This window comes from Arthrobacter sp. SAFR-179 (assembly GCF_059414945.1).
The window spans coordinates 422195-441715 of sequence record NZ_JBPFDM010000001.1; the positions used below are offsets into that span (position 1 = coordinate 422195).

The 19521-nt window shown below is 65.6% G+C and carries 15 protein-coding genes; 11 read left to right on the plus strand and 4 right to left on the minus strand.

Annotated features, from left to right (window positions below; genetic code table 11):
- The first annotated feature begins 118 nt into the window (after positions 1-118).
- The 3 genes from rplM to glmM all read left to right on the plus strand — a co-directional run bounded on the left by rplM (position 119) and on the right by glmM (position 2951).
- On the plus strand, positions 119-562 hold the full coding sequence (gene rplM / locus ACR65K_RS02190) for a 50S ribosomal protein L13 (protein ID WP_015937805.1): 444 nt from the start codon (positions 119-121) through the stop codon (positions 560-562).
- A gap of 38 nt (positions 563-600) precedes the next feature.
- The gene (rpsI, locus tag ACR65K_RS02195; RefSeq protein WP_018769171.1) at positions 601-1104 is read left to right on the plus strand and encodes a 30S ribosomal protein S9; all 504 of its coding nucleotides are present in this window, start codon (positions 601-603) and stop codon (positions 1102-1104) included.
- A 485-nt stretch (positions 1105-1589) separates the two neighbouring features.
- A complete protein-coding gene (gene glmM, locus ACR65K_RS02200; RefSeq protein WP_440151175.1) occupies positions 1590-2951 on the plus strand; it encodes a phosphoglucosamine mutase in 1362 nt (453 codons plus the stop codon).
- A gap of 95 nt (positions 2952-3046) precedes the next feature.
- Here the strand turns inward: glmM and ACR65K_RS02205 are convergent, their stop codons facing one another.
- From ACR65K_RS02205 to coaA, 4 genes are all read right to left on the minus strand, one after another.
- Positions 3047-3709: a methyltransferase family protein gene (locus ACR65K_RS02205; protein ID WP_440151176.1), complete on the minus strand. Its 663-nt coding sequence runs from the start codon at positions 3707-3709 to the stop codon at positions 3047-3049.
- Positions 3710-4052: 343 nt separating this feature from the next.
- Positions 4053-4457 carry a large conductance mechanosensitive channel protein MscL gene (gene mscL / locus ACR65K_RS02210; protein ID WP_440151177.1) on the minus strand — a complete coding sequence of 135 codons (405 nt, stop codon included), beginning with the start codon at positions 4455-4457 and terminating at the stop codon, positions 4053-4055.
- Positions 4458-4481: 24 nt separating this feature from the next.
- Positions 4482-5339, minus strand: a complete 858-nt coding sequence (locus ACR65K_RS02215) for a M15 family metallopeptidase (RefSeq protein WP_440151178.1) — start codon at positions 5337-5339, stop codon at positions 4482-4484.
- A 5-nt stretch (positions 5340-5344) separates the two neighbouring features.
- A complete protein-coding gene (gene coaA / locus ACR65K_RS02220; RefSeq protein WP_307093209.1) occupies positions 5345-6340 on the minus strand; it encodes a type I pantothenate kinase in 996 nt (331 codons plus the stop codon).
- Between the two features lie 117 nt (positions 6341-6457).
- On the opposite strand from coaA, the gene glmS reads away from it, so the two are divergent.
- The 8 genes from glmS to ACR65K_RS02260 all read left to right on the plus strand — a co-directional run bounded on the left by glmS (position 6458) and on the right by ACR65K_RS02260 (position 19242).
- Positions 6458-8350 carry a glutamine--fructose-6-phosphate transaminase (isomerizing) gene (gene glmS, locus ACR65K_RS02225; protein ID WP_056334382.1) on the plus strand — a complete coding sequence of 631 codons (1893 nt, stop codon included), beginning with the start codon at positions 6458-6460 and terminating at the stop codon, positions 8348-8350.
- A 163-nt stretch (positions 8351-8513) separates the two neighbouring features.
- Positions 8514-8861: a holo-ACP synthase gene (locus ACR65K_RS02230; protein ID WP_013601780.1), complete on the plus strand. Its 348-nt coding sequence runs from the start codon at positions 8514-8516 to the stop codon at positions 8859-8861.
- 12 nt (positions 8862-8873) lie between these two features.
- The gene (locus ACR65K_RS02235) at positions 8874-10457 is read left to right on the plus strand and encodes an NAD(P)H-hydrate epimerase (protein WP_440151179.1); all 1584 of its coding nucleotides are present in this window, start codon (positions 8874-8876) and stop codon (positions 10455-10457) included.
- Positions 10458-10526: 69 nt separating this feature from the next.
- A complete protein-coding gene (gene glgX / locus ACR65K_RS02240) occupies positions 10527-12767 on the plus strand; it encodes a glycogen debranching protein GlgX (RefSeq protein ID WP_056334388.1) in 2241 nt (746 codons plus the stop codon).
- Complete coding sequence (treY, locus tag ACR65K_RS02245; RefSeq protein WP_440151180.1) at positions 12764-15091, plus strand: malto-oligosyltrehalose synthase; 2328 nt, start codon at positions 12764-12766, stop codon at positions 15089-15091. The genes glgX and treY overlap by 4 nt, the downstream gene beginning before the upstream one ends.
- Complete coding sequence (gene treZ, locus ACR65K_RS02250) at positions 15088-16857, plus strand: malto-oligosyltrehalose trehalohydrolase (protein WP_440151181.1); 1770 nt, start codon at positions 15088-15090, stop codon at positions 16855-16857. The genes treY and treZ overlap by 4 nt, the downstream gene beginning before the upstream one ends.
- A 101-nt stretch (positions 16858-16958) precedes the next feature.
- Positions 16959-17999 (plus strand): L-glyceraldehyde 3-phosphate reductase, encoded by a 1041-nt coding sequence (mgrA, locus tag ACR65K_RS02255; protein WP_440151182.1) that lies wholly within the window; start codon positions 16959-16961, stop codon positions 17997-17999.
- A gap of 157 nt (positions 18000-18156) precedes the next feature.
- Entirely contained in the window at positions 18157-19242 is a 1086-nt protein-coding gene (locus ACR65K_RS02260; protein ID WP_440151183.1) for an inositol-3-phosphate synthase, read from the plus strand.
- Positions 19243-19521: the final 279 nt, after the last annotated feature.

The window sequence follows — 19521 nt, forward strand, 5'->3', positions numbered from 1 at the left end:
ACTTCAGGATGACTGGTTACATGGAGCCCTCACCTCTGTTCCGGTAGCGCGCAGACAGTAGGTGCGCGAGCTAGCGACACCTAAACAAGAACGCCAGAACAAGAACGAGGCAAACACCGTGCGTACGTACACCCCGAAGCCCGGCGATATCAACCGCCAGTGGCACGTCATTGACGCCACCGACGTTGTCCTTGGTCGTCTTGCAAGCCAGACCGCAATCCTGCTGCGCGGCAAGCACAAGGCCACTTTCGCATCCCACATGGACATGGGCGACTTTGTCATCATCATCAACGCTGAAAAGGTAGCCCTGACCGGTGCCAAGCTGGAGCAGAAGCGCGCATACCGCCACTCCGGCTACCCGGGCGGCCTGACCTCCGTCAACTACGCGGAACTGCTGGAATCCAACCCGGTCCGCGCCGTTGAGAAGGCCATCAAGGGCATGCTCCCCAAGAACTCCCTGGCTGCCCAGCAGCTCGGCAAGCTGAAGGTGTACCGCGGTGCTGAGCACCCGCACGCCGCCCAGCAGCCCAAGACTTTCGAAATCACCCAGGTCGCCCAGTAGTCCTGGCCACCAAACAACTTATCTATACAAGGAGAATCGTGGCTCAGAACGAAGAGACCACCGAGGTCGTCGAGGCCGAGGAAAACCTGACCAGCTACACCTCTGAGAGCTCAGCTGCCGAAGCTGCTCCCAAGAAGGAGCGTCCGGCCCTGACCGTTGCCGGCGCAGCTGTTGGCCGCCGCAAGGAAGCCGTTGCACGCGTCCGCGTTGTGCCCGGCTCCGGCAAGTGGACCATCAACGGCCGCGAGCTGGCGAACTACTTCCCGAACAAGCTGCACCAGCAGGACGTCAACGAGCCCTTCAAGATCCTTGATCTCGAAGGTGCTTACGATGTCATCGCCCGTATCCACGGTGGTGGCATCTCCGGCCAGGCCGGCGCACTGCGCCTCGGCATCGCCCGTTCGCTGAACGAGATCGACGTCGAGAACAACCGCGCCACCCTGAAGAAGGCCGGTTACCTGTCCCGCGACGCCCGTGTTATCGAGCGTAAGAAGGCCGGTCTCAAGAAGGCCCGTAAGGCTCAGCAGTACTCCAAGCGCTAACTCCGCTTGCACAGAAGCCCGTCCCGCCATTGGTGGGGCGGGCTTCCGCCGTTAACGCATGTAGTGACTCCAGCAGAGGGATACATGATTGTCAGCAGCCTTTAGGTGGACTACCTTGGCAGATGACCAGCCACTTCGAGTGGGACCGGGTCGACTTGTACTAAACAGGCGACCAAGTGTGGAAATGAGCCACGCGACTTCCTGTAATTGGACTTCGCGCCGTGGCCAACTGCACCAAAATTCCTTATCCAAGTCATCGTGCTGCCGTTCATGCGCTCCAGCACATTCGCTCCAAGGGGGACGGTCGGAGACGAGAAACCAGCGTGTATCCCTGCCCTATTTGCAGTAGATGGCACCTGACATCAAACCGTGTGGGTGGAGCATGGAAGAAATTTCAGCCGCCGTTTCCGGCCTCGGAAAGGTGCAAAACAGTCGTTTGGCCAGCCGTTTCAAGCCGCGGCAACCCCATCCTCTACACTTGACCGGTGTCTAGATTATTTGGAACTGATGGTGTCCGGGGGCTGGCCAACGGCCTGCTGACAGCAGAACTGGCCCTGCAGCTGGCCCAGGCGGCCGCCGTCGTGCTCGGCCACGACCGCAACTCCAATGGCTCCAGGCCCCGCGCCGTGCTGGCCCGTGACCCGCGCGCCAGTGGGGAGTTCATCGCCGCCGCCGTAGAAGCCGGGCTCTCCAGTTCAGGCATCGACGTTTATGACGCCGGCGTCCTGCCCACCCCCGCGGCCGCCTACCTGGTGGCGGACCTGGACGCTGACTTCGGCGTCATGATCTCCGCCTCCCACAACCCGGCTCCGGACAACGGCATCAAGTTCTTCGCCCGCGGCGGCCAGAAGCTGCCGGACGAGGTGGAGGATGCCATCGAAGCCCAGATGAGCAAGGAAGCCGTGCGCCCCACCGGCGCTGACGTGGGCCGCATCCAGCGCTTCTCCGACGCCGAGGACCGCTACATCGTCCACCTCCTCCGCACCCTTCCGCACCGCCTGGACGGCCTCACCGTGGTCCTGGACTGCGCCAACGGTGCCGCCAGCGGCTGCTCACCCCAGCTCTTCAAGGACGCCGGGGCGGACGTGATCGTCATCGGCGCCGATCCGGACGGCCTGAACATCAACGATGGCGTTGGCTCCACGCACCTCGGCCCGCTCAAGGAAGCCGTGGTCAAGTACGGCGCCAACCTGGGTATCGCCCACGACGGCGACGCCGACCGATGCCTGGCCGTGGACCACGAAGGCAACGAGGTGGACGGCGACCAGATCATGGCCATCCTCGCAGTTGCGCTCAAGAAGTCTGGCAAGCTTAAAAACGACGTCCTCGTGGCCACTGTCATGAGCAACCTCGGCCTCAAGATCGCCCTCCGCAATGCCGGCATCACCATTGTGGAAACCGGCGTGGGGGACCGCTATGTGCTGGAGGGCATGCGCGACGGCGGCTACAACCTGGGCGGGGAACAGTCCGGGCACGTCATCTTCGCCGACCACGCCACCACCGGCGACGGCCTCCTCACCGGCCTGCAGCTCGCCGCGCAAGTGGCCCTGACGGGAAAGACCCTCAAGGAGCTCTCTACCGTCATGACCAAGCTCCCGCAGGTCCTCATCAACGTCAAGGGCGTAGACCGCAGCCGCGTGGGCAGCAGCGACGTCCTGGCCCAGGCCGTGGCGGCCGCGGAAGCCGCGCTAGGTGAAACCGGCCGGGTCCTGCTCCGTCCCTCCGGGACTGAGCCCGTGGTCCGCGTGATGGTGGAGGCCGCTGACGAAGAGACGGCCCAGTCCATCGCCGAACACCTGGCTCAGGTGGTCCGCACCGAGCTCGCGCTGGAGCTCGCCTCAAACTAGAAGTTAAAGAACTGTGGCCCGCCTCCTGATGGGGAGGCGGGCCACACTCGGTTGGGGGGACTTACATGGCGCGGTCCCTAGGATCAGCCACAAGGTCAGAACAGGCCCGGCACGAACCGCGTCGTCCGCAGTTTGTATGCGGCGTATTCGGGCAAGTTATCCGCTAGTAGCTGCTCCTCCTGAATTGCCCGGTACGCTTGAACGGCTGCCAGTACTACAAGGATTGCTGTCTTCAACAACGTGGGACTGAAGCAAACTGCGCCGATCAGAGTCACCATCTCTCCGACATAAAGAGGGTTGCGGATCAGCCGATAGGGCCCGTCTTGCACCAGCGTTCTTACTTGGGGCTCTACCCCGAAGCTCTTGCCGAGCGTCATCAGGGACCAGACAGTAAAGACCATTCCCAAGGTCATGAGCCCCACTGCAAACAGAGCTAGACCCTCCGATACTTCCGACCCACCCGCAAACGCGAACAGGAAAGGCAGGAAGCTCCCGACGTATGCCGCGACTGTGGGAGCAATCCGTCCGCTCCGGGCACTTGCAGAACTCCTGGTTAGAAGGAAGAAAACCACCATCAGATAAAAGACAGTCATGAGTACTTGGTAGGCGACGTGCAACGCGGTGACGAGGGCAGAAGTCGAAGCGACCTTCGAGCCCGAAAATAGTGCGGAGACTGCGCACAGCAACAACAGGGCCATGATCGGGACAAGAATTACCCGTTCAATATCAATTGACGTTGACTCCTCGCGAAGTTTCATCGATAAAGCCTTCCAGAGAGTTGCAGACCCAACATCTGCAGTCACAGTTCCGCGGTCTCCTCGTTGAGGTGGCGGTGCGATGAGCCTAATAGGACCCGGGGATTTAATGGGGGGAATTTCCCATAAATTGACCCGATCCTGAGCAAACTCCGCATGTAATGACATCACGGGCCTTGGCCGGAGCGACGCAGCTCGACGCCATCGCCGAGCACCTGGCACAGGTGGTCCGCACCGAGCTCGCGCTGGAGCTCGCCTCAAACTAGCCGTGCCCGCCGCACGCGAAGCAAGAAAAAGTGGCCCGCCTCCAAAAGGAGGCGGGCCACTTTGCGGTTAAGTTTTGGGTTTAGAGTGCGCGTTCTTTCAGCGCATCCCGGATCTCGGTCAGGAGCGCAACCTGAGGGTCCTCGGCAGCGTCCTTCTTCACGTCCTTGTTGATCCCCAGCCGGCGGTTCCGTCGTTCGATCATGATGTTCATCGGCATCACCACCACGAAGTAGATGGCTGCGGCGATCAGCAGGAAGTTCACCACGGCGGTCAGCAGGACCCCGAACTCGATGGCGTTGCCGTTCAGCTCCACCCTTGCGAAGCTGTCGAAGTTGGGCGCACCCACCAGGCCGGAGACGAAGGGCATCAGCACCTTGTTCACCAGTGCAGTCACCACCGCGCCGAACGCGGTACCCATGACGACGGCGACGGCAAGGTCAACCACGTTGCCCTTCATAATGAAGTTTTTGAATCCACTAAGCATGGAAACCAACCTAGCGCACCGGCATTACAGGTACGCGGGTGCCGCCTCCAGGCCGAAATATTCCTCCAGCGTGCCGACGGCACGGTTCGCCATGTCCGTGGCCGCCTCCACGCCCACGTACCGCAGGTGCCACGGCTCGTAGTAGTACCCCGTGATGGGGTGCAGCATCCACGGGTACCGCACCACGAAGCCGAAGCGGTGCCCGTTCGCCTTCGCCCAGGACGCCGCGGGCTGGTCGGCGAAGCACGGCTGGAAGCTGCAGGCACCCCCGCCGTCCGCAATGTCGAACGCCCACCCCGTCTGGTGCTCCGAATGACCGGGCCGGGCACTGGCCGTGTCGGCGTCGGCCTGTCCCCGTGCGGCAACGTACCCGTTGTAGGTGGTCACCTGGGTGCTGTACGAGCGGTAGCCGCTGGCCAGGACCATCGCCACGCCGTCCTGCGCGGCCGCCGCGAACATCGCCTCGGCCGCGGCCGCCGTCGTACTGTTCAGCAGCGCCGCCTCGCCAGCGGCAGAGATGGCGACGGCGGGACGTACCAGGTCAGCCGGCACAAAGTCCACGGGCGCGAGGGGCCGGTGTTTGTTCACGATGACCCACTGGCTGGCCGGGTCATCAAGCGAAAACTGCCGCGCCAAGGTGGCCGACGGGGACGGCGTGGGGGAGGGCGCCTCAGGTGACTGGCCCACGGTGGCGGCTTCCGCCGTCGGGCCCGCTGAATTGGTGACGGCAGCAGGGGAGGGCGACGGGGAGGACGCAGCGGACGACGGCGGCACGGCCTTGGGTGCCTCAGGCGTGCAGGCTGCCAGGACAGTCAGCCCGGCCCCCGCTGCCAGGAAACGGGTGAAGCTGCGCCGGCTGGGGGACCCGCATTGGTAGCACACCTGTGCTACACCTTCCGGAGGAGCATGCGGCGGATGGAGTGGTCCGCCTCTTTGGTCAGCACCAGCTGCGCCCGGCCCCGCGTGGGAAGGACGTTCTCCTCCAGGTTGGGCTCGTTGATCCGCTTCCAGATGTCGCGGGCGGTGCTTTCGGCTTCATCGTCGGACAGCGTGGCATAGCGGTGGAAGTAGGACTCCGGCTGCGCGAACGCGGTGCTCCGCAGCTTCCGGAACCGGTCCACGTACCACTCCTCGATGTAGGAGGTCTTGGCATCGACGTAGATGGAGAAGTCGAAGAAATCGCTCAGTGCCAGGCCCTGGCGGCCGTCATGCCGCGGCCGCGCCGGAGCCAGCACGTTCAGGCCTTCCACGATCAGCACGTCGGGCCGGCGGACCACCACTTCCTTGCCGGGAACGATGTCGTACGTGACGTGGGAGTACCAGGGCGCCCGCACTTCCTCGGCGCCGCCCTTGATCTCGCTGACGAAGCGCAGCAGCGCGCGGCGGTCGTAGGACTCCGGGAAGCCCTTCCGGTCCAGCAGTTGCCGGCGCTTGAGCTCGGCGAGGGGGTAGAGGAAGCCGTCCGTGGTGATGAGCTCCACGTTGGGGGTGCCCGGCCAGCGGCGGAGCATCTCACGCAGCACGCGGGCAATGGTGGACTTACCCACGGCAACCGAGCCGGCCACACCGATCACGAAGGGCGTGCGCTGGGTCTGCTCACCCAGGAACGTGGTGGTGGCCGCGTGCAGCTGCCCCGCCGCTTCGACGTACAGGTGCAGGAGCCGTGACAGCGGCAGGTAGACGTCCCTGACTTCGCTGATGTCCAGGGGGTCACCGAGCCCGCGAAGGCGCAGCACGTCCTCTTCATTAAGGGGCTGTTCCATCTGGGCTGCGAGCCGGGACCAGGTTTGCCGGTCCAGCTCCACGAACGGCGAGGCACCCTCCCCGTTCGCTTCATTGCGTTGCGAAGTCACGGTAAAGATTCTGCCCCGCGCCCGGCCCATCACGAAATGACGCTCCTGCTCAGCGCGGCGGCGCACGTCACGTGGGCTGTTCAGGACGGCGTGCCGAACGGGCTGCCGGTTTAGAGCAACAGCCACGCTGCCGATAGTCTTGTGCCTATGTGTGGAATCGTGGGATACGTAGGCCGTCCGGTTGACGGTGCAATTAACGGTCACAGTGCCCTGGATGTTGTCCTTGAGGGACTGCGCCGCCTGGAGTACCGCGGTTATGACTCGGCCGGGGTGGCGGTGGTGTCCCAGGGCGCCATCGAGTCCCGGAAGAAGTCAGGGAAGCTGAGCAACCTGATCGCCGAGCTGGAGGCCCGCCCGTTGCCGGAGTCGGTGACCGGTATCGGCCACACCCGCTGGGCCACGCACGGCGGCCCTACGGACCGCAACGCGCACCCGCACCTGGCGGACGGCGGCAAGCTGGCCGTGATCCACAACGGCATCATCGAAAACTTCGCCGAGCTCAAGCTTGAGCTGCTGGAAAAGGGCGTCACGTTCCTGTCCGAGACGGACACCGAAGTCGCTGCGGCCCTGCTCGCGGACATCCTCCGCAACAAGCTCGGCGGCGACACCGCCAACGGCGGCCTGACCCACGCCATGGAGCTGGCCTGCCAGCGCCTGGAGGGCGCCTTCACGCTGCTCGCCGTGCACGCTGACCAGCCCGACGTCGTCGTTGCCGCCCGCCGCAACTCACCGCTGGTGGTGGGCCTGGGCGAGGGCGAGAACTTCCTGGGCTCGGACGTGTCCGGGTTCATCGACTACACCCGCCGCGCCGTGGAGCTGGGCCAGGACCAGATCGTGACCATCACCGCGGACACGGTGGAGATCACCGATTTCTACGGCAACCCCGCCCAGGGCAAGGAATACCACGTGGACTGGGACCCGGCCTCAGCGGAAAAGGGCGGCTTCTCCTCCTTCATGGAGAAGGAAATCCATGACCAGCCCGACGCCGTGGCGCAGACCCTGCTGGGACGTTCTGACATCAAGGGCAAACTGACCCTGGACGAGCTCCGCATCGACCCGGAACTGCTCAAGCAGGTGGACAAGATCATCGTGCTCGCCTGCGGCACCGCCGCGTACGCGGGCATGGTGGCCAAGTACGCCATCGAAAACTGGTGCCGGATCCCCACCGAGGTGGAACTCGCGCACGAGTTCCGCTACCGCGATCCGATCCTGAACGAAAAGACCCTGGTAGTCTCCATCAGCCAGTCCGGCGAGACCATGGACACCCTGATGGCGGTCCGCTACGCCCGGGAACAGGGCGCCAAGACCATCTCCATCTGCAACACCAACGGCTCCACCATCCCGCGGGAATCCGACGCCGTGCTCTACACACACGCCGGCCCAGAAATCGCCGTGGCGTCCACCAAGGCGTTCCTGGCGCAGATCACCGCCGCGTACCTGCTGGGCCTGTACCTGGCCCAGCTGCGCGGAAACATCTTCTCCGGCCAGATCAAGGACGTCCTCGCGGACCTGAACAAGATCCCCGCGAAGATCCAGACCATCCTGGACAACGCCGGGCCGCTGCGCGAACTGGCCCGGTCCATGGCCAACGAGAAATCGGTACTGTTCCTGGGCCGGCACGTGGGCTACCCCGTGGCCCTCGAGGGCGCGCTGAAGCTCAAGGAAATCGCGTACATCCACGCCGAAGGCTTCGCCGCCGGTGAGCTCAAGCACGGCCCCATCGCCCTGATCGACGAAGGCCAGCCGGTGTTCGTGGTGGTCCCGTCCCCGCGCGGGCGTGACTCGCTGCACTCCAAGGTGGTCTCCAACATCCAGGAAGTCCGTGCCCGCGGCGCCCGGACCCTGGTCATCGCCGAGGAAGGCGATGAAGCCGTCAAGGCCTACGCCGAGTACGTCTTCTACGTCCCCGAAACCCCCACCCTGCTCATGCCCCTGCTGACCACCGTGCCGCTGCAGATCTTCGCCGCGGAACTGGCAGCTGCCAAGGGCTACGACGTGGACCAGCCCCGCAACCTCGCCAAGAGCGTCACCGTCGAATAACGGCCGCCAGCAGAAAGCCCCAGACCTTACGGCCTGGGGCTTTCTGCTTTAACACGCCCATGCCAAAACCACCTGTTGCGCTGATGGCGGACAAACGCAATATCCGGTCTCAACCGCCGCGTGCGCCCGCTTGCCGCCAGGGCCGCCCCGTAGAATGAACCGCATGATCGTTGGCATTGGGGTAGACGTAGTAGACATCGAGCGGTTCGGCCGCCAGCTGGAACGAACACCGGGCCTGAGGGACCGCCTGTTCGTGCCGGCGGAGCGCGAACTGAACACCCGCTCGCTGGCAGCCCGGTTCGCCGCGAAGGAAGCCGTGGCCAAGGTCCTGGGCGCCCCTGCCGGCATGAACTGGCAGGACTGCTGGATCGGCCTTGACCACAACGGACCCACCGTCCAGGTCAAGGGGACCGTCCTGGCGGTTGCCGAGGCCAAGGGCGTCAAGCGCTGGCACCTTTCCATCAGCCACGACGGCGGCATCGCCACGGCCACGGTCCTGGCCGAAGGCTGACCCCGCCGCCCCATGATCAGCGCCTACACCGGAACGCAGGTCCGGGCAGTCGAGGAACCCCTCCTGGCCGACGGACTGGGGGACACGCTCATGCAGCGCGCCGCGCACGGACTGGCCAGCGCCGTCGTCCATGAACTCACGTCCCGGGGCCGCCGCCTGAACGGCGCCCGCGTGGTGGTGCTGGCCGGCAAGGGCAATAACGGCGGCGACGGCCTCTACGCCGGCGCCTTCCTTGCGGCCCGCGGAATGCGTACGACAGCGGTACTCACCGGGGACACATCCCATCCGGCTGGTCTGGCGGCCTTTGCGCGCGCGGGCGGCCGGGTGCACCGGCTCACTGATGCGGCACTTCCGGAACTGGCGGCGGAAGCTGCCGCGGCCGACGTCGTCATCGACGCCGTGCTGGGGACCGGTGCCAAGGGCGGGCTGCGTGGAAGTGCCGCTGACCTGGTCCAGGCAGTCAGTGACGGAAATAGGCGCGGCCTCGTGGTGGCCTGCGATCTTCCCAGCGGCGTGGACGCCGATACCGGCGAGGCTGCCCTTCCTGTCCTGCCGGCCGACCTGACCGTCACCTTCGGGGGAGCGAAGGCCGGCCTGCTGGCGGACCCCGGCGCTGACTACGCCGGGCGCGTCCTGGTGGTGCCGATCGGGATTGAGGAGCACCTGCCGCAGCCGTCCCTGCGCCGGCTCGAGGCCGCCGATCTGGCACACCTCCTGCCGCTGCCCGCACGGCGCGCACAGAAGTATTCCCGCGGCGTGCTGGGCGTGGTGGCCGGCTCCGAGGACTACCCGGGGGCGGCAGTCCTGGCCTGCCGGGGCGCCCTTGCCGCAGGAGTGGGCATGGTGCGGTACCTGGGCCCGCCATCGGTGGCAGACCTGGTCCGGCAGTCCTGTCCTGAGGTGGTGTGCAGCACCGGTAGCGTGGCCGACAACCGTGTCCAGGCGTGGCTGGTGGGCTCCGGCATGGGCCCGCAGGACCACGACCAACTGGCGCGCGCACGTGACGCGGTCATTTCCGGCCTTCCCGTCGTTGCGGACGCCGGCGCACTGCCCGCGCTTCCCGAAATCCTGGCCCCGCACGTGGTGCTGACGCCGCATGCGGGGGAGCTGGCATCGCTGTTCCGGCGGCTGGGCGGCGGCGAGGACCGGGAGGCGGTGGAGGCGGGGACGCTCGCCGCTGTCCGCCAGGCGGCTGCCCGCACCGGGGCCACGGTCCTGCTCAAGGGCGCCAGCACGCTCGTGGCCGCGCCCTCGGGTGATACCTTCAGCCAGGCGGACGGGACGCCCTGGCTGGCCACTGCCGGCAGCGGGGACGTCCTGGCCGGCGTCATCGGTGCGCTGCTTGCCCAGGCAGGGCCCGACGTCGGGCGTTTCAGTGAGGCGGGCATCGCGGCGGAGTCCCGGTGGGCTGCCATCGCCGCCCTTGGCGCCGCCCTGCACGGCCGTGCCGGGCGTGCAGCGTCGGAGGCGGTGTCGGGCGGTCCCATTACCGCCGGTGGGGTGGCGAAAGCCGTACCCGAAATTTGGGGTAAAGTCAGCATGCTTAGTAAACATGGAGCCTGGAAACGTAATAGTCACAGCCAGCCACTACGGTAGGCATTAGTTCGCACCAGCAGCAGGGGCGTTCCGATGCCGTCTGCTGCTGACCACAAAATGAGGAGCACGATGGAAGTCTGGCCTGGAAATGCCTACCCGCTGGGAGCTACCTTTGACGGCACCGGCACCAATTTCGCCCTGTTCAGCGAACGGGCCGAGCGGGTGGAACTCTGCCTCCTGTCCGATGACCTGACCGAAACCAGGATCGAACTGACCGAGGTGGACGGCTACGTGTGGCACTGCTACCTGCCGCACATCCAGCCCGGCCAGAAGTACGGCTACCGCGTGCACGGCCCTTACGACCCCGCCAGCGGCAACCGCTTCAACCCGAACAAGCTGCTGATGGACCCTTACGCCAAGGCCGTCCAGGGCCAGATCGACTGGGATCCCGCGCTCTTCTCCTACGAATTCGGTGACCCCGATTCCCGCAACGACGCCGACTCGGCCCCGCACACCATGCACGGCGTGGTCATCAACCCCTTCTTCGAATGGGACGGCGACCGCCAGCTGAAGATCCCGTACCACCAGTCGGTGATCTACGAAGCCCACGTCAAGGGCCTCACCGAACTGCACCCGGAGATCCCCGAAGAGCAGCGCGGCACCTACGCCGGCGTGGCCCACCCCGCGGTCATCGACCACATGAAGAAGCTCGGCGTTACCGCCATCGAGCTCATGCCGGTCCACCAGTTCGTCAACGACGGCACCCTGGTGGAAAAGGGCCTCAACAACTACTGGGGCTACAACACCATCGGCTTCTTCGCCCCGCAGAACACCTACAGCTCCACCGGCGACGTCGGGCACCAGGTCCAGGAATTCAAGGCCATGGTCCGCGACCTGCACCGCGCCGGCATCGAAGTAATCCTCGACGTCGTCTACAACCACACCGCCGAAGGCAACCACCTGGGCCCCACGCTGTCCTTCAAGGGCATCGACAACCAGGCCTACTACCGCCTGGTGGACAACGACCTCAAGCACTATATGGACTACACGGGCACCGGCAACTCGCTGAACGTGCGCCACCCGCACTCCCTCCAGCTGCTCATGGACTCCCTGCGTTATTGGGTCACCGAGATGCACGTGGACGGCTTCCGCTTCGACCTCGCCTCCACCCTGGCCCGCGAGTTCTACGACGTGGACAAGCTCTCCACCTTCTTCGAACTCATCCAGCAGGACCCCGTAGTCTCCCAGGTCAAGCTGATCGCCGAGCCGTGGGACGTTGGCCCCGGCGGCTACCAGGTGGGCAACTTCCCGCCGCAGTGGACGGAATGGAACGGCAAGTACCGCGACACCGTCCGCGACTTCTGGCGCGGCGAGCCCTCCACCCTGGGTGAATTCGCTTCCCGGCTGACCGGCTCTGCAGACCTGTACGAAAGCTCGGCCCGCCGCCCGGTGGCCTCGATCAACTTCGTCACCGCCCACGACGGTTTCACCATGCGCGACCTGGTCTCCTACAACGAGAAGCACAACGAGGCCAACGGCGAAGGCAACAACGACGGCGAATCGCACAACCGGTCCTGGAACTGCGGCGTTGAAGGCGACACAGACGACGACAAGGTCCTGACCCTGCGCGCCCGCCAGCAGCGCAACTTCATCGCCACCCTCCTGCTTTCCCAGGGCGTGCCCATGCTGCTGCACGGCGACGAACTCGGCCGCACCCAGCAGGGCAACAACAACACCTACTGCCAGGACTCCGAGCTTAGCTGGATCCACTGGGAAGCCATGGACCAGCCGCTGGTGGAGTTCACCGCCTTCGTCAACAAGCTCCGCCACGACCACCCCACGTTCCGCCGCAGCCGCTTCTTTGACGGCCGCCCGGTACGCCGCGGCGAAGGCGAGAAGCTGCCGGACATCGTCTGGCTGAAGACCGACGGCACCGAAATGCTGCCGGAGGACTGGGGAAGCGGGTTTGGCCGGACCATCGGTGTGTTCTACAACGGTGACGGCATCCAGGAACAGGATTCCCGCGGCCGGCGCATCACCGACGACAGCTTCATCATGGCCTTCAACGCGCACGACGACGTTGTGGACTTCTGCCTGCCCTCGGACGAGTACTCCCAGTACTGGGAGGTACTGATTGATACGGCCAAGCAGGCCGATGCCTACGAGCCCCTCAAGGCGAAGGCGACGCTGACGCTGGAAGCGAAGTCGATGGTGGTGCTGCGCGCCTACTCCGGCCCCGAGGAAGAAGTGGACCTTTCCGCTGCGGCTTCCCTGGCCTCAATGGCCGAGCATGAGGAAGCCCAGGAGGAGATGGTGGAAGCCCAGACCAAGGCCGCGGAAGCAAGCGAGGCAAAGGCAACGAAGGCATGAGGACCCCTGTCTCCACATACCGTTTTCAGATCCGCAGCAGCTTCACCCTGTTCGATGCCGCCGCACAGGTCCCGTACCTGAAGGACCTGGGCGTTGACTGGGTGTACCTGTCGCCAATCCTCACCGCGGAGAAGGGCTCGGACCACGGCTATGACGTGACCGACCCCTCCGCCGTGGACCCTGACCGTGGTGGCCCGGAAGGGCTGCTGGCCCTGTCCAGGGCGGCCCGCGAACACGGCATGGGCGTTTTGGTGGACATTGTGCCCAACCATGTGGGCGTGGCATCCCCGCCGCAGAACCCCTGGTGGTGGTCCCTCCTCAAGGAAGGCCGCGAATCGCCTTACGCCGAAGCATTCGACGTCGACTGGGACCTGGGCGGCGGAAAGGTCCGGCTGCCCATGCTGGGCTCCGACGCTGACCTGGACAAGCTGGAGGTCAAGGATGGCGAACTCCGCTACTACGACCACCGGTTCCCCTTGGCCGAGGGCTCGTACAAGGAAGGTGACTCTCCGCAGGAGGTGCACAGCCGCCAGCATTACCAGCTGATGGACTGGCGCCGTGCCGACGCCGAGCTGAACTACCGGCGCTTCTTTGCCGTCACCACGCTCGCCGGTATCCGCGTTGAGGTGCCGTCCGTCTTCGAAGAGGCCCATGCCGAGGTGGGCCGCTGGTTCACCGAGGGCCTGGTGGACGGGCTCCGCGTGGACCACCCGGACGGCCTGGCCGATCCCGCAGGCTACCTTCGCTGGCTCAAGGACCTCAGCGGCGGCGCGTACGTCCTGGTGGAGAAGATCCTTGAACCCGGGGAAGTGCTCCCGCAGGAGTTCGCGTGCGAGGGCACCACCGGATACGACGCCCTAGCGGACGTGGACCGGGTCTTCGTTGATCCGGCAGGGCAGCAGGCGCTGGACGCACTGGATGCCCGGCTGCGCGGTACCGCTCAGCCCGCGGACTATGCCGAAATGATCCGCGGCACGAAACGCATGATCGCCGACGGCATCCTGCGCTCTGAGGTGCTGCGGCTGGCCCGGCTGGTTCCGGAGTCCTACGGGCTGGAGCTGGACCAGGCAGCCGACGCCATCGCCGAGATCATCGCGTCCTTCCCCGTGTACAGGTCCTACCTGCCGGTGGGCGCCGACGTCCTCAAGGAGGCCTGCGAGTCAGCCGCCGCGCACCGGCCGGACCTGGACGTGGCGGTGGGAACCCTCCTTCCGCTGCTGCTGGATCCTGCCAATCCCATTGCCATCCGGTTCCAGCAGACCTCCGGCATGGTCATGGCCAAAGGCGTGGAGGACACCGCTTTCTACCGCTACACCCGGCTGGGCACCCTGACCGAGGTGGGCGCCGAACCCACTGAGTTCGCGGTGGCGCCGGAGGAATTCCACAACCGGATGCAGCGGCGCCAGCAGGACCTGCCGCTGTCCATGACCACCCTGTCCACGCACGACACCAAGCGCAGTGAGGATGCCCGGGCGCGGATATCCGTTCTTGCCGAGCTGCCGCAGGAGTGGGCGGAAACGCTGGAGACCCTTCGCGGGCTGGCGCCGATCCCTGACGGCCCGTACGAGAACCTGCTGTGGCAGGCAATCATCGGCGCCTGGCCTGCCAGCCGGGAGCGGCTGCAGGGCTACGCCGAGAAGGCGGCCCGGGAGGCCGGCAACTCCACCAAGTGGACCGACCCCAACGAGGAATTCGAGGCGTCAGTAAAAGCCGCAGTGGATGCAGCCTTCGACAACGACCAGGTTGCCAAGGTGGTGGCCGACTTCGTGGCCCGCATCGACGCCTACTCCGCCGCCAACTCGGTATCCGCCAAACTGGTCCAGCTGACCATGCCCGGCGTGCCGGACGTGTACCAGGGCAGCGAGTTCTGGGAACGCTCGCTGACCGACCCGGACAACCGCCGTCCGGTGGACTTTGGCGCCCGGCAGGCGGAGTTGGCAAAGCTCGACGCCGGCACCTTGCCGGACGCAGGCACCGAGGCCAGCAAGCTCTTGGTCACCTCGCGGGCCCTCCGCCTGCGCCGGGAGCGGCCGGAGCTCTTCCAGGGATACACGCCGGTGGCCGCCACCGGCGCCGCAGCGGAGCACCTGCTCGCCTTCAGCCGGGGAGTCGACGCCTCCTCTGGCGCGCTCACTCTTGCCACCCGGCTCCCCGCCGGACTGGAAGCCGGCGGGGGGTGGCGGGACACCGCCGTCGACCTTTCCACCACGATGCGGGACGAACTGACGGGCGCCAGCTACGGGCCCGGCCAGGTTTCGGTGGCAGAGGTCCTGGGTACCTACCCGGTGGCCCTGCTGGTACCCGCGGATGGAGAAAAGGCATGACCCTGGTCAACGTTGGACCCGAACGCTTCGACGTCTGGGCGCCGGACGCCACGTCCGTCATCCTGCTGGCCAACGGCCGGCAGTACCCCATGCTGGCGAAGGACACGGAGCCGGGAGCAGAAGGGTGGTGGACCGCCCCGGACGCTCCTGCAGACGGTGACGTGGACTACGGCTATCTGCTGGACGGGGACACCACCCCCATTCCGGATCCCAGGTCCCGGCGACTCCCCGCTGGCGTGCATGAGCAGTCCAGGACCTACGATCCCGCAGCCTATCCATGGCAGGATTCGGGCTGGCGCGGCAAGGACCTGCAGGGTGCGGTGATTTACGAACTCCACGTAGGCACCTTCACCCCCGAAGGAACCCTGGACGCGGCCGTGGAGAAGCTGGGCTACCTGGCGGACCTGGGCATCGGCTTCGTGGAGCTGCTGCCCGTCAACGGCTTCAACGGCACCCACAACTGGGGCTACGACGGTGTCCAGTGGTACACCGTGCACGAAGGCTACGGCGGGCCGTCGGCGTACCAGCGTTTCGTGGATGCCGCCCACGCCGCAGGGCTGGGCGTCATCCAGGACGTGGTGTACAACCACCTCGGCCCCAGCGGGAACTACCTGCCCAAGTTCGGCCCGTACATGAAGCAGGGGGACGCCAACACCTGGGGCGACTCCGTGAACCTGGACGGGCCCGGCTCGGACGTGGTCCGCGAATACATCCTGGACAACGCTGCCCTCTGGCTGCGCGACCACCACGTGGACGGGCTCCGCCTCGACGCCGTGCATGCCCTGAAGGATGAACGCGCGGTGCACATCCTGGAGGAGCTGGGGGCTTTGGGCGACGCCATCTCGGCCGAGACAGGGCTGCCCAAGACGCTCATCGCGGAATCGGACCTCAACAACCCGCGCCTGATCTATCCCCGGGACACCAACGGGTACGGGCTGGCCGGGCAGTGGAGCGATGACTTCCACCACGCGGTGCACGTCAGCGTCAGCGGCGAGACCACCGGCTACTACTCGGACTTCGAGTCCCTGGCCGTGATGGCCAAGGTGCTGAAAGACGGGTTCCTGCACGACGGCAGCTACTCCAGCTTCCGTGGACGCCATCACGGCCGGCCCATTAACGCCGCCCTGGCGCACCCGGCGGCGCTGGTGGTCTGCAACCAGAACCACGACCAAATCGGCAACCGCGCCACCGGGGACAGGCTCTCGCAGTCCCTGTCCTACGGACAGCTCGCCGTGGCCGCGGTCCTCACACTGACATCGCCGTTCACGCCCATGCTGTTCATGGGCGAGGAATACGGCGCCACCACGCCGTGGCAGTTCTTCACGTCCCACCCGGAACCTGAGCTCGGGAAGGCCACCGCGGAAGGACGCATCAAGGAGTTTGAGCGCATGGGGTGGGATCCCGCCGTCGTGCCCGACCCGCAGGACCCGGAAACCTTCCGCCGGTCCAAGCTGGACTGGGCCGAGGCCTCCAACGGCGACCACGCGCGGCTTTTGGGGCTGTACCGGGCGCTGACGGCGCTGCGCCGTGAGCATTCGGAGCTGGCGGGGCTCGGCTTTGGCGAGACGGAAGTGTCGTTCGATGACGAGGCCGGCTGGCTTCGGTTCCGGCGGGGCAGCGTTGAGGTGCTGGTGAATTTCTCGGACTCGAAGGTCCGGTTGGACGAAGCCTCCGGCAGCGTCCTGCTGGCCACGGACGAAGGAACCGCCCTGGACAGCGGATCCCTGGACCTGGCGCCCTGGAGCGCCGCGATCCTCAAGTCCTGAAACGAAGGGTTGCGCCGCGGACTTGGTCCGCGGCGTAACTTTTTCTGCTGAGCGCTAACATTCGGCGTGTTGTCCACGTCACAACTGGCAGGATGGAATGTATGACTTATTCAGCAGCGGACAACCGCTACGAATCAATGCCCTACCGCCGCGTGGGCCGCAGCGGCCTCAAACTCCCGGCGATCTCCCTGGGACTGTGGCACAACTTTGGCGACGACAAGCGCTTCGAGGAACAGCGGGACATCCTTCGCCGCGCCTTCGACCTCGGCGTCAACCACTTCGATCTTGCCAACAACTACGGCCCGCCGGACGGGTCCGCCGAAACCAACTTTGGCCGGCACCTGCGGGACGACTTCAAGCCGTACCGCGACGAACTGGTCATCTCCACGAAGGCCGGCTACTACATGTGGCCCGGACCCTACGGCGAATGGGGTTCCCGCAAGTACCTGATCTCCAGCCTGGACCAGTCCCTGCAGCGCATGGGCCTGGAGTACGTGGACATCTTCTACAGCCACCGGCCCGATCCGGAGACTCCCATGGAAGAGACCATGGGTGCCCTGGACTACGCCGTCCGCTCCGGCAAGGCACTGTACGCCGGCATCTCCTCCTACACGCCCGAGCAGACCCTCGAGGCCGCCCGCATCCTCAAGGAACTGGGTACGCCGCTGCTGATCCACCAGCCCAGCTACTCCATGCTCAACCGCTGGACCGAGGATGGCTCGCCAAACCTGTACGAGGTGCTGGACCAGGTGGGCGCCGGATCCATCGCCTTCTCGCCCCTGGCACAGGGCATGCTCACGGACCGTTACCTCCACGGCATCCCCGAAGACTCCCGGGCAGCCAAGGCCCGCTTCCTCTCGGAGGACTCCATCACCGAGGAGAAACTGGACCGCGTCCGCGGGCTGCGGAAGATCGCCGAGGGCCGCGGACAGTCCCTGGCCCAGTTGGCCATCGCATGGATCCTGCGGGACCAACCCAAGGGATCGCCCGTCACCTCCGCCCTGATCGGCGCCTCAAGTGTCCGGCAGTTGGAGGACAGCCTGTCCGCCATCAACAACCTCAGCTTCTCCGATGACGAACTGACCGCCATCGACGAATTCGCGGTGGAGTCGGACATCAACCTCTGGAAGCAAAACGCCTGACGGATGATTCTACGTGACGGGACCGGGCGCAACCGCGCCCGGTCCCGCTGCGTTGGGTAGTATGAAAGGGCGCCGCGCGGCGCCGTGCCAGCCGGCCGCCGTCGTACTTTCTGCGAGGCAAACCCGGCGGGCTGACGTTTGTCCCCAAAGGAGTTCTGTGTCTTCACATCCGATCCGTGTTGCAATCGTTGGCGTGGGCAACTGCGCCGCCTCGCTGGTGCAGGGCGTCCAGTACTACAAGGATGCCGATCCCGCTGAGACCGTTCCCGGCCTGATGCACGTTGAGTTTGGCCAGTACCACGTGGGCGATGTTCAGTTCGTCGCCGCGTTCGATGTTGACGGCAAGAAGGTCGGCGTCGACCTTTCCGACGCCATCCTGGCCAGCGAGAACAACACCATCAAGATCGCCGACGTCCCGCCCACCGGTGTCACCGTCCAGCGCGGCCACACCCTTGACGGGCTGGGCAAGTACTACCTCGAGACCATCGAGGAATCCACTGAAGAGCCCGTGGACGTGGTCCAGGCACTCAAGGACGCCAAGGTTGACGTCCTGGTCTGCTACCTGCCCGTCGGTTCCCAGCAGGCGGCGGAGTTCTACGCCCAGGCCGCGATCGACGCCGGCGTTGCCTTCGTCAACGCCCTGCCGGTCTTCATTGCCGGGACCAAGGAGTGGGCTGACAAGTTCACCGCCGCCGGTGTTCCGATCGTCGGTGACGACATCAAGAGCCAGATCGGTGCCACTATCACGCACCGCGTCATGGCCAAGCTGTTCGAGGACCGCGGAGTGACCCTGGACCGGACATACCAGCTGAACGTCGGCGGCAACATGGACTTCAAGAACATGCTGGAGCGTGACCGGCTGGAGTCCAAGAAGATCTCCAAGACCCAGGCCGTGACCTCCAACGTGGAAGCCGAACTGGCTGCCAAGGATGTGCACATCGGCCCGTCCGACTACGTGCAGTGGCTCGATGACCGCAAGTGGGCGTTCGTGCGCCTGGAGGGCCGCAACTTCGGTGACGCCCCCGTGTCGCTGGAGTACAAGCTGGAGGTCTGGGACTCGCCGAACTCCGCCGGTGTGATCATCGACGCGATCCGCGCTGCCAAGATCGGCCTGGACCGCGGCATCGGCGGCCCGCTGCTCTCGGCTTCAAGCTACTTCATGAAGTCCCCGCCCGAGCAGTTCAACGACGACCTCGCCCGCGAAAAGGTGGAAGCCTTCATCCGCGGAGACCTGGAGCGCTAAACCTCCGTTTTCTGTCGATCCGGGCGCTCCCTCACCCTCCGGGGTGGGGGAGCGCCGCCGGTTAACACGCCCGCTCACCTCTGACACGTTTCCCGGCGACGCCCGCTCACTTTTGGCGGCTTTTCTGGACACGCCCGCTCACTTTTGGCGGCTTTTCTGGACACGCCCGCTTCACGTCTGGTCTGTTGTCTAGCAACGCCTGCTCAACTTTGGTCGGTTCACAAGCGACGTCCGCTCACCTTTGTCGGGTTTTTGGAAACGCTCGGTCACCTTCTCTTT